The organism is Pigmentiphaga humi (assembly GCF_900606115.1).
GTDB lineage: Bacteria > Pseudomonadota > Gammaproteobacteria > Burkholderiales > Burkholderiaceae_B > Pigmentiphaga > Pigmentiphaga humi.
This window is the reverse complement of sequence record NZ_UWPJ01000005.1, coordinates 330775-344135: the sequence shown is the minus strand read 5'-3', so window position 1 is coordinate 344135 and position 13361 is coordinate 330775. Positions and strand designations below refer to the sequence as shown.

Below are 13361 nucleotides of genomic sequence, written 5' to 3'. Positions count from 1 at the left end.
CATCGCGCACCGCCCGGGCCCGTCGCTTTTAGGACGCGATACGCCGACGCAGCAGCGCCAGGCCGGCCAGCGGCGCCAGCAGCCACGGACCCAGCGGTCCGCCGCCACCGCCGCCGCCGGTGTCGCCGCCGTCCGGATCGGTCGGCGTCGCCGCCGCCTCGACGGTGACGCTTACCGTGGCTTCGGCCGCCGGACCGCCATGGACGCTGGCGCAGCTCAGCGTGAAGGTGTTGACGCCCGACTGGGTCAGCGCCGCCAGCGGGACCTCGCTGCCGCTGGTCTGCTGGGCGCCGGTCCAGATGCCGCCGTTGCTGCCGCCCGCGGTGCAGCTTTCGGCATTCTCGGCAGCCCAGCTCAGGCGCAGGGCATCGCCCACCTTGGCGGTCGTGGCCGATACGCTCAGCGGCGTGGTGAAGCTGACGCTGGGCAGGGCGAGTTCGACCGCGAACAGCGCGCCGTGGCCGCCGGTGGAGGTAGCCGCCGTGCCCAGTTGATCGCCGTCGGCGCCGCCGAAGCGTGTGGCGCCGTAGAGTTTCTGCACGCCGTCGACCACCGGACCTGCGGACAGACCAACAGGACGTCCGCCTTCGGTTTCCATGTCGAAGCGGTGCAGGATCTCGAGCTGGTCGTCGCCGCGATCGGCCTGCTGGCCCACCCGTACGCGGAACAGCGCGCCGGCGCCGATGGCGACCGTGCCGCTCAGGCTGCGGCTGTCGCGCGAGGTCGTGCCGTAGATGTTGCCGTCTGCCGCGCGTACCAGCGGCCCCATGGGTTGCGAGCCGTCGGCCTGGTCGGTGCCGTCCTGGCTGGCGTCAGAGTGGAAGGTGTGGATCACGGCGAAAGAAGCCGGGTCGGTCTTGCGCACGCGCCATACCGTGCCGCCGGGCGCCGTGCTGCTCGACGCCTGATACGTCGTGCCGTAAAGCCATTCGCCGTCTTCGACCAGGCTGCTGGCACGCGAATCCCCCGACACCAGGGTGACCGAAATGGTCGGAACCCCGTCGCGGTTTTGCGCAAAGGTATGTAGAACCTCGATCTTGTCGCCGTCGCCGGCAGCCACGCCGCTGTCCAGCGCGGTCTTGGCGATGCGGAACAGCGTGCCGGCCGACTTGCCGTCATTGTCGTCGGCGGGCAGGCTCGGGTCCACGCCGGCGGCGGTAACCTGCGTCAAGCCATAGAGCGCCTGGTCGGTTTCGCTCCAGATCAGCGCGACGGGCAGGCCGCCCTTGACGTGGCGATAGATGGGATTGTTGCGGCTATCGACACCGGCCTGCTCCAGGAAGTCGCAGAAGCGGACGATGCGTTCGATTTTTCCAGCCGCGTTTCGGCGCCACAGCGTGTTCGAGGTGTCCGAATTGGCGGGGGTGCATGCAGCCGCCTGCAGGCCGCTGCTGAAGTACACATTGCTCTGGCCGTCGATGGCGGCCTGACCTTTGGGACTGAAGCCGGTGGCCGAGATCAGCGTGGCGTCGGGGGCGGCGCCCAGGGCCGGCTGGCCGTCGGCGGCCAGGCTGAAGAAGGTGCCGGCGTTGGCCGAGCTGGTGGCCTGCATGGCGCCGGCCCACAGCGTGCCCGCGCTGTCGAGCACGGAATTGGTGAACTGGTGGCCGTAGTCGACGTCCAGGACGCGGCTGGTATAGACGAGGCCGTCCAGGAGCAGCCGGTACGCCACGCTTTGTTCGTGGCCGTAGACGCTGTAGGCGGGGCCGCCGGCCAGGGTAGTGCCCAGCAGTGCGCTGCCGTCGGCCGACACCACGGGGGGAGTGTAGGGACGGGCGCCGGGTGCATCACCGGCGGAGCCGCTGAAGCGCAGCAGCACCTGGGGCGTGAAAGGCGAAGCGGTGCCCGAGGTCTGCGCCAGCAGCGGGTTGCTGCCCAGCATCGACAGCGAGGCCAGCGCGAGCGCGATGGCGCGGGTTCCAGTGCAAAGAGGTGGTTTGCTGTTCATGATCGATGTTCGTCGCGGGGAAAAGGTGTCAGGAGCGGACGCGCCGGCGTCCGCAGAGCAGGGCGAGCGGCGCAAGCAAAGCCAGCGCCAGCGCGCCGCCGCCGCCATTGCCGTAGTTCACGGTGTTGCCGTCCTCGGTAGTCGCGGGCACGCCCACGTACAGCGTCACCAGGTTGGACGAGACCTCGGTGTTCTTGACCGTGTCCGTGCACACCACGCTGTAGCGATAGGTGCCGCCGGCCTTGTTCAGGGTGATGCTGCCTTCGGTGGCGATCGGTCCGCTCCAGTCATCGGCGGACGATACGGCGCGGCAGTCGCGGGTCTGGTACGAGGTCCAGGTCAGCGTGGCCGGTTCGCCCTCGCGGATCTCGGCGGATGCGATATTGAGCGTGATGCCGGCCGAGGGCGTGTCGCCTTGCAGGTCCACCTGGAACACCGTGCCTTCGTCGTCCTGCGCCACGTCGGCGCCGCTGGCGTTTTTGTAGGCGGTGCCGCCGTTGGCCGCGACGCCGTACAGCCTGCCATCGCCGCCGGCGGCCACGCCCAGGGGATGCAGGCCGTCCACGTCGCGCTTGAAGGAATGCAGCAGTTCGAAGCCGCCGGCCTGCACCGTGCCGTCGGTCGCCACGCTGATGCGGGCCGGCACGATGCGGTAGAGCACGCCATCGGTCACGCTCTGGCCGAGGTTCAGCAAGAAATCGTAGTTCTCGGCGCCGGCCGCCTTGCAGGCGTTCTGTTGAGAAACCAGCACGAGGTCATCGCAGGTCGCCGCGCGGTCCAGGTTGCCGACAGTCGTCGGGCCCGGCCAATGGCGATGTTCGCCGCCGGTCAGCGTGGTGCCGTAGACGTTCCCGTCCGCGCCCACCGCCAGCGGTCCGCGCGGCGCGCTGCCGTCGGTGTCGGCGAAGCGGTGCAGTATCTGCAGGCCGCCCGTGCCGTCCATGCGTATGCGGTAGACCGCGCCGTGCGGCACCGGACCGTCGTAGTAGGGGTAGCTCAGGCTGCCGTAGGTGCGTGCGCGGCTGTGCGTGCCGCATTGGGGGGACGAGCCTATGGCGTAGCCCGCGCTGGTCCAGCTCGCATCGGCGTTGTAGGCGCCCTGGCAGGCGGGGGTGGTGGCGCCGTAGAGCCAGCCGTCCGGACCTTCGGCCACCCAGCTCAGGCCGCGCGAACCGGCGGTGTGCGCATGGGTGACGTTGTCCAGGACATTGATTTCACCCTCGGCCAGGGTGAATGTGTGCAGCACGGCGAACGTGCCCGGCAGGTCGGGATCGATGCGATAGAGCGTGCCGGTAGGGGTATCGTCGGCCGACGGCGTGCCGGACTGGAAAGGCACGCCGCGGTCGTAGGCGGTCACGCCGTACAGGCGGCCGTCGCTGCCCAGCACCATGCCGTTGGCGATCTGCGGCATGCCGTCTGGACCGGCGCCGAATTCGTGCACGGTGCTTACCGTGCCGCGGGTGCCCGACAGCGTGACTTTGAAAACCCGGCCGTGTCCCTGCGGTCCCTTGTCGACGCCGTAGAAGTCGCCGTTCGCATCCATGACGAGCGCGCCGTTGGGCGAATGGAGATCGCCCGGCGCGGTGACCGCCGTCATGTGCGTGCCGTCGGCATCGGTGCGGAAGACGACGCCCTGGTCCACCGTGGCCGTGAACAGGTAGCGCGCGCCCACGGTGGCCAGACCGTCCGATCCGTAGTTGTTGGTGCGTTCGCCGAGCGAGCTGGTCATGACGCCGTACAGTCCGCCGTCCTTGCCTTGCAGCGGCGTGCCGTTGATGCGGCCGTACAGTTCATCGTCGACCTCGTGCGTGCGGCTGTCGATCGACAACCGCTCGTAGACGCCCGGTATGGTCGGCAGCCAGTAGAGCCCGGCGCCGCTGCGCAGGCTGGGAATGCCGCGCGCGATGTTGGTGTTCTGGCCCGAAAAACCGCCGTACAGGTAGCCGCGGTTCAGCGTGGGATGCAGGATGTAGAGCGGCGGCGAGGTGGGCCGTTGCGCGCCCGGCCAGCCTTCGGGGCTGGTCGAAGTGCTGACGGTTTCGGAGTATTGGTGGAACGAGGTCAGGTGATTGACCTGCACGCTCGAAGCGGTTTGCGCGACGGCCGGCGAGGCCGGGCCGGAGAGGGCCGCCGCGCACGCGAACGCCCATGCGCATCGCCTGGCGGCGGTCGAGGGCGCGAACTGGAGAAGGGAATCGGGCTTGGTCATTTCCGGGGGTCCGAGGATAAGAGGGCGCGATCGATCAGAACCGCACCGAGACGGTGGCGAGCGCGGTGCGGCCGGGCCCGACCCAATAGGTGCTCCCGTTCATTTCGGAGTAGTTGGTGTCGAACAGGTTGTTGACCGCCAGGCGCAGCGTGACGTTGGAGGTCATTTCGTAGCTCGCCCAGAAGTCGTAGAGCCGCCATGATTTCTGGTTGTACATATCGCCCGTCCATATGCTGGAGTTGCGCGACGGCGATTGCATGCGCAGGCGTGCGCCGAGCGTGAGCTTGCGATCGAGCAGGCGTACGCCCGCCGTGACGCTTGCATTGCGGCGCGGCGGCAGCACGTACCAGATGTTGGCGTCGCCTGGCGTGCCCAGCGTGTTCTCGGGATAGCCGGTCAGACTGCCCAGCGGGAAGGGGTCGTAGCCGCCCTGGCCCGGATCGATGATCATGCGCGTGAAGTTGATCGCGCCGAACATGTCGCCGTTGTCGTAGTCCAATTGCAGCTCCAGGCCCTTGGAACGGAACGGCGAATCCATGTTCATGTAGGCATAGGGTCCCAGCACGCCGCCGCCGCCCGCGCTGATGGGCGACATCACGCGCGCCAGCGTGATGTAGTTCTTCACGCGGCTGTCGAACCAGGCCGCTTTCATGCGCAGTTTGTCCGAGCGGGCGGCAAGTCCCTCGAAGATCGCGTTGGCGCCGATTTCCCAGTTGCGCGAGCGTTCGGCGCGCAAGGCGGGATTGGGATAGTAGGGAAAGAGCGAACCCGTATGCGATCCCCATAGCAGCGTTTCGGTCAATGCCGGCGGACGCATGCCCTGGCCGTAGCTGGTGAAGAGCTGCAGCCAGTCGGAGGGCTTGATGGCCAGGGAGATGCGCGGCGAAATCGCGGCGTCGTTGCGGTCCACGCCGAAGCGCGTGTAGACGGTCGTGGTGCCCGGCCGCACCCCCGGCGGATTGGTGATGGAGCCCACGCGCATGCGGCCGTCGCCTTGCAGTCCGTACCAGTCGTAGCGCAGGCCGCCCGTCAGTTCCAGCCAGTCGCCGCGCAGCAGGGTAGCCTGGCTGAAGAGGCTGGCGACCGTGCGCTTGCCCTCGGGCGTGGCGCCGGTGTAGAGCGCGGTGGTCCCGGCATCGGCGCCGGCCGACAGCGATTGGGCGCGCGGGTCGGTCCAGTCGTGGAAGAACTCGCCGCCGGTGTCGAGCACCGCGTCCAGCCCGCCCAGGCGCATGCGCGCCTGGTTTTGCAGCGTGCCGCCCACCGTGCTGGTCTGGTATTGCAGCCGATACAGGTTGGCGTCGAGCGAACCCGCTTCCCGGTTCACTTTGTTCAACGTCCGCGTGTAGTACAGGCTGCTCCGCAGGTCGACCCATTCGAGGCTCGACGGACGCCAGCGGTGGGCCAGCTGCAGCGTGTCGCTGCGTATGTGGTTGTGCGTGGTCACGTCGCCGCTGGCTACGTCGGTGCTGGCGCCCTCGTCGAAGTGCGCATTCATGCCGATGTAGCTGAGCTTGAATTCGTGTCCGGGCAGCGGCCGCCAGTCGGCCTTGGCCAAGGCCGACCATTGATCCTGCGCGGACAAGCGGCTCATGCCGTGCGTGAGCGTGTTCAGGTCGTCGGCGATGGCGCCGCGTTCGCCTTTGCGGAATTCGCCCACGGTCTTGCGGCCGACCGCGAAGACCAGGTCCAGGTCGTCGGCGGCGCGCAGGCCCAGCGCCGCGCTGCCGCCGAAGTGATAGGCATTGCTGCCGGTGGTCGCATTCACGCGTCCGCCCACGGTCTGCCCGTCGCGCAGCAGGTCCGAGATTTCCAGCGTGCGAAAGTTGACCGAACCGGCGATCATGCCGGCGCCGCCTATCGTGGAACTGGGTCCTTTGGAGATGTCGACGCCGCTCAGCAGCTCGGGATCGAGATAGACCGCGCCGTTCGAGCCGTGGCCGCTCTGCTGGTAGTTCTGCCGCGTGCCGTCGATCATGACATTGACCCGGCCAAAATCCTGCAGGCCGCGCATATTCACGGAGACCCCCGGATTCTGGCGGCTCTGCGAGGTATACACCCCGGGTACATCGGCCAGTACGTCACCGGTATTGCGCGGCGGCAGCCGGTCGATTTCCTCGCGCGTGACCACGGCCACGGAACCCGCCGTCTCGAACACTTCCTGCCGGTCGTCACGCTTGGCGGTGACAATGACGACCGGCAGATTTCCCAGGTGGGCCGCCGAGCGGGCGGAGCCGGCCGACGCCGCTCCGCGTTCCTGGATGCGCCAGGCATCGGCGCCATCGTTGCGCGCTGCCAGCGGGTGGGCGCCCAGCAGCGAGGCCAGGCCGGCCTGTATGGTGGCCGCGCCCCGGAAACCGGGGCTTTGCAGGCCGCGCATCCGTTCCCGGTCGTAAATGACGCGCACCTGGGCGCGGCGCGCGAACTGTTCCAGCACCGTATCCAGCGCCGTATCCAGCGGACCGGCCGGAATGTCGTAGGAAAGCAGTTGCAGTGCGTAGCTGCCGGCCTTGCGTTGTACAGCTTCCAGTCCGGTTCCGGCGAGCAGGCGATCGAAGCCCTGGAAGACCGTGTAGCGGCCATTCAGTCCCGGCGTCATGCGTCCGGCGACCAATGCCGCGTCGAAGGAAAAAGCCACTCCCGCCCGCACGGCGAAGGCGGTCAGCGCCTGATCCAGCGGTCCGGCGGCGATGGCATAGGTCTGCGCCGCCTGGGTCTGGGCATTGCCCGGGCTCGCTTCCCGCTGTGTCTGGGCATGCAGCGGCGCCATTGCGGCCAACGCCAGCCCCACAGCCAGGCAGTATCGGGAAATGCCGGCCGGGACGGTTGCCGTTCCGGGGCTGACAAGGCGCGTGGCCATCGAAGCGTTCCTTTCTAGCTGTCTATATGTCTCCTCTGCCGGACGAAATCGGAAAAAGTGTCATTCCCGTTGAAAAAAGCCCCCACGCTTGCTGCGCTGCCCCGAGGGGCATCTTTGATCCGACCCAGGGCGCCGCGGATCCGGCTTTGCCGGTCCGTCAACGCCGCCCCCTCTGGGCCCGGCGCCGGGCCGCCCCAAGGCGGGCCCAGGCCCCCTTGGGGGGCTGCCGCGTAGCGGCTGGGGGCTCCCCATGTTGGGCCCGCGAAGCGGGTAGGGGGTGGGCCTCCTCTGTCAGCGCGTCCCCGGGCCTACGATTACCCAGTAGCGCGTATGGGCACGCACATGCAGCGCGAAAGTGCTCGCCAGCATGGCCAGGCTCTGGTCGGTATCCGTGTTCGGATAGACACCGGATACGCGCAGGTCGGCCACGGCGGGATCGCATTGCAGGATACCGGTGCGATAGCGTGCCAGCTCGGCCAGCAGATCGGCCAATCGCATCTGATTGGCTACCAGCATGCCCTGCGTCCATGCAGCGGCGCTCCCGTCATCGGGAGCGATGGCGCCCACCGATGTGCTGCTGAAGCGTGCCTGCTGGCCAGCTTGCAGGCGCACGGCGGCCTGCGTGCCATGCAGCGGGCGTATTTCCACGGCGTCCTGGAGCACGGCTACATGGGTGGCGTCTTCGAATTGGCGTACGGTAAAGCGCGTGCCCAGCGCCCGCACGTGCCCTTGCGCCGTGCGCACCGAAAACGGCCGGCTGGCCGGGTCGTGTGCCGTAGCGATCATGGCCTCGCCTGCGCGCAGGACCAGCAACCGCTGTCCTGCGTCGAAAAGCAGATCCACGGACGACGCCGTGCCGAGCATGAGCTCGCTGCCATCGGGCAGAACGAAAGACTTTCTCTCGCCGGTGCTGGTTCGGTAGTCGGCCGACCATTCCTGCGGGGGCAGCATGCGCCAGGCCAGCCAGGCCGCGCCCGGAACCAGCAGCAGTCCGGCGAACTTGGTCAGCGCGTCGCGCCGGCCCGGCTTGGCGGGCATGCGGGCAAGCGTGGCCCGGCCGACGCCGGCGGGCAAGTCCTGCATCGCGCCCATCAACAATTGGGCGCGCTTCCAGGCCTGTTCGTGCTCGGGTCGCAGGGCGCGCCAGCGCCGATGCGCCTCGCGATCGGCATCGGTGGCCGTTCCCGAATGCAATTGCACCAGCCAGGCCGCGGCTTCGTCGAGCACGTGCGGGTCGATGGCATGGTTGTTCATGGCGCGAAGCTCGCCGCGGTGCCGGCGGCGCGCGTCACGCGGCGTCCAGGCAGGCCCGGAAGGCCTTGAGCATGTGGCGTTTCACGGTAGCGAGCGATAGTTCCAGACGCACGGCGATCTCGGCATAAGTCAGGCCATCCAGTTGCGAGAGCAGGAATGCTTCGCGCGCCTTGGCGGGCAGGGCGCCGAGTGCCGAATCTATCCGCAGAAGAGTCTCCAGTATTTGCAGCCGCAGCTCGGGTGCGGGCGCAAGTTCCTCCGGCAGCAGCGCGATGCTTTGCAGGTAGGCCTGTTCCAGCTCCTGGCGGCGATAGTGATCGATGACCAGCCCTTTGGCGATGGCGGTCAGATATGCCCGCGGTTCGTGCACGGAACCGGGCTGCCGAGGCGTGCTGAGCAGGCGAATGAAGGTGTCGTGCGCCAGGTCTGCCGCGCGTTCGTGCGTATCCAGCTTGCGCCTGAGCCAGTTCACTAGCCAGCTGTGATGCGAAGCGTACATGGCTTCCACGTACCGGGTAGAGGACGACAGGCTGCTGGACATGGCGGGATTTCCAGTTGAGCTTGCCTGGGAACAGGCAGGGCTGCAGGTTCTTTTAAATGAGAATCGATATCATTATAGAGATTTCGCCCATGCTCGTGTGTTATTGCTATGCGATCCGCTTCCCACGGATATCGGCAAGTAGTGCACGCTTGCCAAGCGACGACCCTGGTTACAGCGCCGCGCGCGATCATAGGCATCGGGCGCGCACAATAGGCTTATCTTGCTGTTCTACCGGATTTAGCGCGCATTTACAGACTTTTGCCAGGAGAAGCGCATGTTCTTCCGAACAGGGGTACGCATCGCCGCCGTATGTCTGGCGTTGGGTTCGATGCAACCCTACGCCATGGCGGCCAGCAATATCGTGGACACGGCCGCGACCGCCGGTATGTTCAGTTCGTGGATCCAGGGGGTGCGCGATGCCGGCCTGGAGCCTGCTTTGAAAGGGCCGGGCCCCTATACCGTTTTCATTCCTTCTGACGAAGCCTTTGCCAAGCTGCCAGCGGAGCGGCGCGACGCCTTGCGCAACAAGGAAACGCTGGCCCACGTGCTCAAGTTGCACATGGCTCCGGGCAAGCTGCGGCTCAAGGACGCCAAGGAAGGGACGCGTATCAAGACACAGGCGGGTGAGACGCTTACCGTCCACCGGGAAAAGAACACGATCAAGCTGGGAGAGGGGGAAGTCCTGGAGCCTGACGTCGAGGTGGGCAATGGTGTGATCAATGTCGTGGATACGGTGTTTTTTCCTTGAGGGAGGATCGGCGTGCGGATGCCAAAAGCGGGATCTGCATGAATATGGATGTATAAACATCTTGCTTCATATTTGCGTCATAGATGACCAAGTCATATAAAAAATAAGCTTGTTCGCTAGTCTCGATAGCCTTGGCAGAGTCAGTCTTCTTAAAGGTAAGCGGAGCCGCTTGCACAAGTTTCACGCACTAATGCATTCGGCCATGAAGCATTGCTTGCTGCCAAGGTCGCTACCTTAAGCAAGTCCCTGGCAGCAAGTCCCTGACGCGTACTGCTGTCTTGCACTCCCGCGAAGAATTCATGCTTTCCCACATGGAGTGGCAGATCGTCACCTTGCTTGGCGTGGTCCAACCTGTCTCGACACGCCAGCTTGCCTAGACGGCGCTTGTCGATGTGGCACAGCTAAGCCGTGCAGCGGCGGCGCTTTTCAGTCGAAGTTTGGTCGAACGCAAGTAGCTCAAGGGCGGCAGCCGGGAAGTCGAGCTCAGCTTGACGGCCGAAGGGATGAAGACCGCGTTGGCTATCCGGGGTGTGGCATCCCAACGCAACGCTGATCGGCCGGAAGGTTTCGAGCCGGAGAATCCAATCGATGTTCGAGATGCTGGATGTATTGATTGCACGCGCCATACGCGAAAAAGCCGAAGGCGAGTGATAAGCATGGTTTTATGGGAAATGTTTCACGTGGAACATCCTGTCGCCAGGTTCTTTACCCACAACCTTGTTCTCGCGCAGGGCAGTTTTTTACAAGATCCACTCTTCGCGCTTTATACATGCCGTCGGCTTTGATAGCTGGCAGCTGAACGCTGCCCGTAAAAAACGAAGTGCAGCTATTTCTATACCCATACGGACAATGCCTGGACCCCAATGGGCGCATCGATGTCACTCTCTGTATGCCTTGGCTAGAGGCTCGGTGGTGTATCGGTATGGCCTCGCAGGCATGCCTATGGTCGCCCCATTTCCATCCCCGAGCCGCCAGCGCGGGATTCAAACAGGGGTGGACTTCGATGAACTTCTGTTCAAACTTTAGTCTCTAGTCCTGCGTGCCGGCAATTTGGCGGGTGATGCTACTGAGCTCTGCACTTCCTATCCCAGTGATGATTTATGGCACAGAAGGGAGCCTCGGCGGTAATGGCATACATCGATCGCCGCAGTTGGCAGATTGTTCCACGTGAAACATTGTCGAAAGTGGTGAACCAGCGCGTCAAAATCTCGATATTCGGTTCGTGCAAATCCATGGATATAGTCGCTTGTATGGGAAATCAATGATGAGTTGGCGATATTCATCACTACCGCAACTCGATGAAAAGTGTCTAGCTGAAGAGATCGACACACTGAATTGCAAAGGTGCTCCAAGATTGGAAGATATGCCGCTGATAGGAAAATGCCCGCAGTCCAGATCGCTAGCCTGACTCATCGGAGCGAAGCTGGCTCTGCCAAGCAGGCATGGCAAGGGCCGCCCAATTGTCGAAGGTCTCTGCATTGACGGCAGCGCAAGGTAATGCATTGGCTGGCCAAGTCATTGCTATGAAGATGCCCGGCGAGGGTGAGCAGAAGTCTCGCCGCCGCCGGGGTTGCCGCGACTTGTGTCCCCACGTTCGGCAATGCGTAGCGGAACACGGTGGAGTTGTTGACCCCTGGCAGCGCTGCCAGCGTGTTTTCCCGTGTTCCACGTGAAACATTCCTACGACAGGCTCAAGTTGACGGTTAATTACTCGCGTTGCCTGGCCCCCGCTCCTATAATCGACGTTTAGGTCGCCTCTCTTGCGATCTGGACATTGCCCGAGTCCCATCAGGACTGACGGCAGCCGGGAGCCGTAGAGCCAGTCCCGGTCTCCCTTTGGATTTCACCATGCAGTATCCGACCGAATTCGATGTGATTGTTGTGGGCGGCGGCCATGCCGGCACCGAGGCAGCCTTGGCTGCCTCCCGCGCGGGCTGCAAGACCTTGCTGCTGACGCACAACATCGAGACCCTTGGCCAAATGTCGTGCAACCCGTCCATAGGCGGCATAGGAAAGGGCCACCTGGTGAAGGAAGTGGATGCGCTGGGCGGCGCCATGGCGCTTGCCACCGACGAAGCCGGCATCCAATTCCGCATTCTGAATGCTTCCAAGGGACCGGCTGTCCGCGCTACGCGCGCCCAGGCCGACAGGGTGCTGTACCGCAAGGCCATCCGCCACCGCCTGGAGAACCAGCCCAATCTATGGCTATTCCAGCAGGCCGTGGATGATTTGATGTTGGAAGGGGACCGGGTAGTGGGAGCGGTGACGCAGATCGGCCTGCGCTTTCGTGCCCGTTCCGTGGTGCTGACCGCCGGAACTTTTCTCAACGGTCTGGTGCATGTCGGCCTGGAGCATTATTCGGCCGGCCGCGCCGGCGATCCGCCCGCCATATCGCTGGGCAAGCGCCTGCAGGAACTGAATCTGGGCCAAGGCCGCCTCAAGACAGGGACGCCGCCGCGCATCGATGGCCGGACCATCGATTTCAGCGTGCTCGAGGAGCAGCCTGGCGACCTGGATCCCGTACCGGTGTTCTCGTACCTGGGCGATGCCTCCATGCACCCGCAGCAAATGCCGTGCTGGATCACCCATACCAATGCGCGCACGCACGAGATCATACGCAGCGGGCTGGACCGTTCCCCCATGTATACCGGTGTCATCGAAGGGGTAGGGCCGCGCTATTGCCCGTCCATCGAAGACAAGATCCATCGTTTTGCCGACAAGTCCTCGCACCAGGTCTTCCTGGAACCCGAGGGCCTGACCACCAACGAGTTCTATCCGAACGGCGTCTCGACCAGCCTGCCGTTCGACGTGCAGTTGGCGCTGATCCACTCGCTGCCCGGGCTGGAACAGGCCCACATCCTGCGCCCCGGCTATGCCATCGAGTACGATTATTTCGATCCGCGCGGACTCAAGGCTTCGCTGGAAACCCGTGCCATCTCCGGGCTGTTCTTCGCCGGCCAGATCAACGGAACGACCGGCTATGAAGAAGCTGCGGCCCAAGGCCTGCTCGCCGGGATCAATGCCGCGCTGAAAGCCAAGGGGGAAGAGGCCTGGGTTCCGCGCCGGGACGAAGCCTATCTGGGCGTGCTGGCCGATGACTTGGTCACGCGCGGCGTGACCGAACCCTACCGGATGTTCACCTCGCGTGCCGAGTACCGCCTGAGCCTGCGCGAAGACAATGCCGACTGGCGCATGACCGAGGCCGGCCGCCGCCTGGGCCTGGTGGACGACGCGCGCTGGGATGCCTTCAACCGAAAGCGCGATGCCGTTGCCGCAGAAGTCGAAAGGCTGCGTTCCACGTGGATCAATCCCCGGATCTTTCCCGCGCAGGCCGCCGAGCCTTTGCTGGGGAAGGCCATCGAACGCGAGTACAACCTGTTCGACCTGCTCAAGCGTCCCAACGTTTCCTACGATGCGCTGATGCATACCCGGAACGTGGATGGCACGCTGCTGGCCGGTCCGGGTGTCGACGACAAGATCGTGGCCGATCAGGTCGAGATCCAGGTCAAGTATGCCGGCTACATCGCCCGCCAGCAGACCGAGATCGACAAGCAGGCCGGACACGAAAACCAGAAAATTCCCGACGATATCGACTATGACACCGTGCTCAGCCTGTCATTCGAGGTCCGCCAGAAACTCAAGACGCACAAGCCGCAGACCATAGGCCAGGCTGCCCGCATATCGGGCGTGACGCCTGCCGCGGTCTCATTGCTGCTCATACACCTGAAACGCCGGCAGTATGGCCGTACCGCCGCCGCCCTCGACTCGGGCCGGGCTGCATGAGCATTGTTGCCTGGCTGC

Annotated in this window: 7 protein-coding genes; 2 read left to right on the top strand and 5 right to left on the bottom strand. The window is 64.9% G+C overall.

Translation table 11 applies throughout. From position 1 onward, the window contains the following. Window positions 1-28: 28 nt before the first annotated feature. The 5 genes from PIGHUM_RS01895 to PIGHUM_RS01875 form a co-directional block, all read right to left on the bottom strand. Window positions 29-1948 (bottom strand): choice-of-anchor tandem repeat GloVer-containing protein, encoded by a 1920-nt coding sequence (locus PIGHUM_RS01895; protein ID WP_124077544.1) that lies wholly within the window; start codon window positions 1946-1948, stop codon window positions 29-31. Window positions 1949-1976: 28 nt separating this feature from the next. Then, window positions 1977-4157 carry a choice-of-anchor tandem repeat GloVer-containing protein gene (locus tag PIGHUM_RS01890; RefSeq protein WP_124077543.1) on the bottom strand — a complete coding sequence of 727 codons (2181 nt, stop codon included), beginning with the start codon at window positions 4155-4157 and terminating at the stop codon, window positions 1977-1979. A 34-nt stretch (window positions 4158-4191) separates the two neighbouring features. Continuing rightward, on the bottom strand, window positions 4192-7017 hold the full coding sequence (locus PIGHUM_RS01885; RefSeq protein WP_246012862.1) for a TonB-dependent receptor: 2826 nt from the start codon (window positions 7015-7017) through the stop codon (window positions 4192-4194). Between the two features lie 291 nt (window positions 7018-7308). Beyond that, window positions 7309-8271: a FecR domain-containing protein gene (locus PIGHUM_RS01880; protein WP_124077542.1), complete on the bottom strand. Its 963-nt coding sequence runs from the start codon at window positions 8269-8271 to the stop codon at window positions 7309-7311. 34 nt (window positions 8272-8305) lie between these two features. After that, entirely contained in the window at window positions 8306-8812 is a 507-nt protein-coding gene (locus tag PIGHUM_RS01875) for a sigma-70 family RNA polymerase sigma factor (RefSeq protein WP_124077541.1), read from the bottom strand. Window positions 8813-9086: 274 nt separating this feature from the next. On the opposite strand from PIGHUM_RS01875, the gene PIGHUM_RS01870 reads away from it, so the two are divergent. Both PIGHUM_RS01870 and mnmG read left to right on the top strand, forming a co-directional pair. Next, complete coding sequence (locus PIGHUM_RS01870) at window positions 9087-9560, top strand: fasciclin domain-containing protein (RefSeq protein ID WP_124077540.1); 474 nt, start codon at window positions 9087-9089, stop codon at window positions 9558-9560. A 1848-nt stretch (window positions 9561-11408) separates the two neighbouring features. Next, window positions 11409-13343, top strand: a complete 1935-nt coding sequence (gene mnmG, locus PIGHUM_RS01865) for a tRNA uridine-5-carboxymethylaminomethyl(34) synthesis enzyme MnmG (protein ID WP_124077539.1) — start codon at window positions 11409-11411, stop codon at window positions 13341-13343. Window positions 13344-13361 lie beyond the last annotated feature (18 nt).

Coding starts and splice junctions, on each gene's coding strand:
- PIGHUM_RS01895 (WP_124077544.1), bottom strand. CDS start 1,948: ATGAACAGCAAACCACCTCTTTGCACTGGAACCCGCGCCATCGCGCTC.
- PIGHUM_RS01890 (WP_124077543.1), bottom strand. CDS start 4,157: ATGACCAAGCCCGATTCCCTTCTCCAGTTCGCGCCCTCGACCGCCGCC.
- PIGHUM_RS01885 (WP_246012862.1), bottom strand. CDS start 7,017: ATGGCCACGCGCCTTGTCAGCCCCGGAACGGCAACCGTCCCGGCCGGC.
- PIGHUM_RS01880 (WP_124077542.1), bottom strand. CDS start 8,271: ATGAACAACCATGCCATCGACCCGCACGTGCTCGACGAAGCCGCGGCC.
- PIGHUM_RS01875 (WP_124077541.1), bottom strand. CDS start 8,812: ATGTCCAGCAGCCTGTCGTCCTCTACCCGGTACGTGGAAGCCATGTAC.
- PIGHUM_RS01870 (WP_124077540.1), top strand. CDS start 9,087: ATGTTCTTCCGAACAGGGGTACGCATCGCCGCCGTATGTCTGGCGTTG.
- mnmG (WP_124077539.1), top strand. CDS start 11,409: ATGCAGTATCCGACCGAATTCGATGTGATTGTTGTGGGCGGCGGCCAT.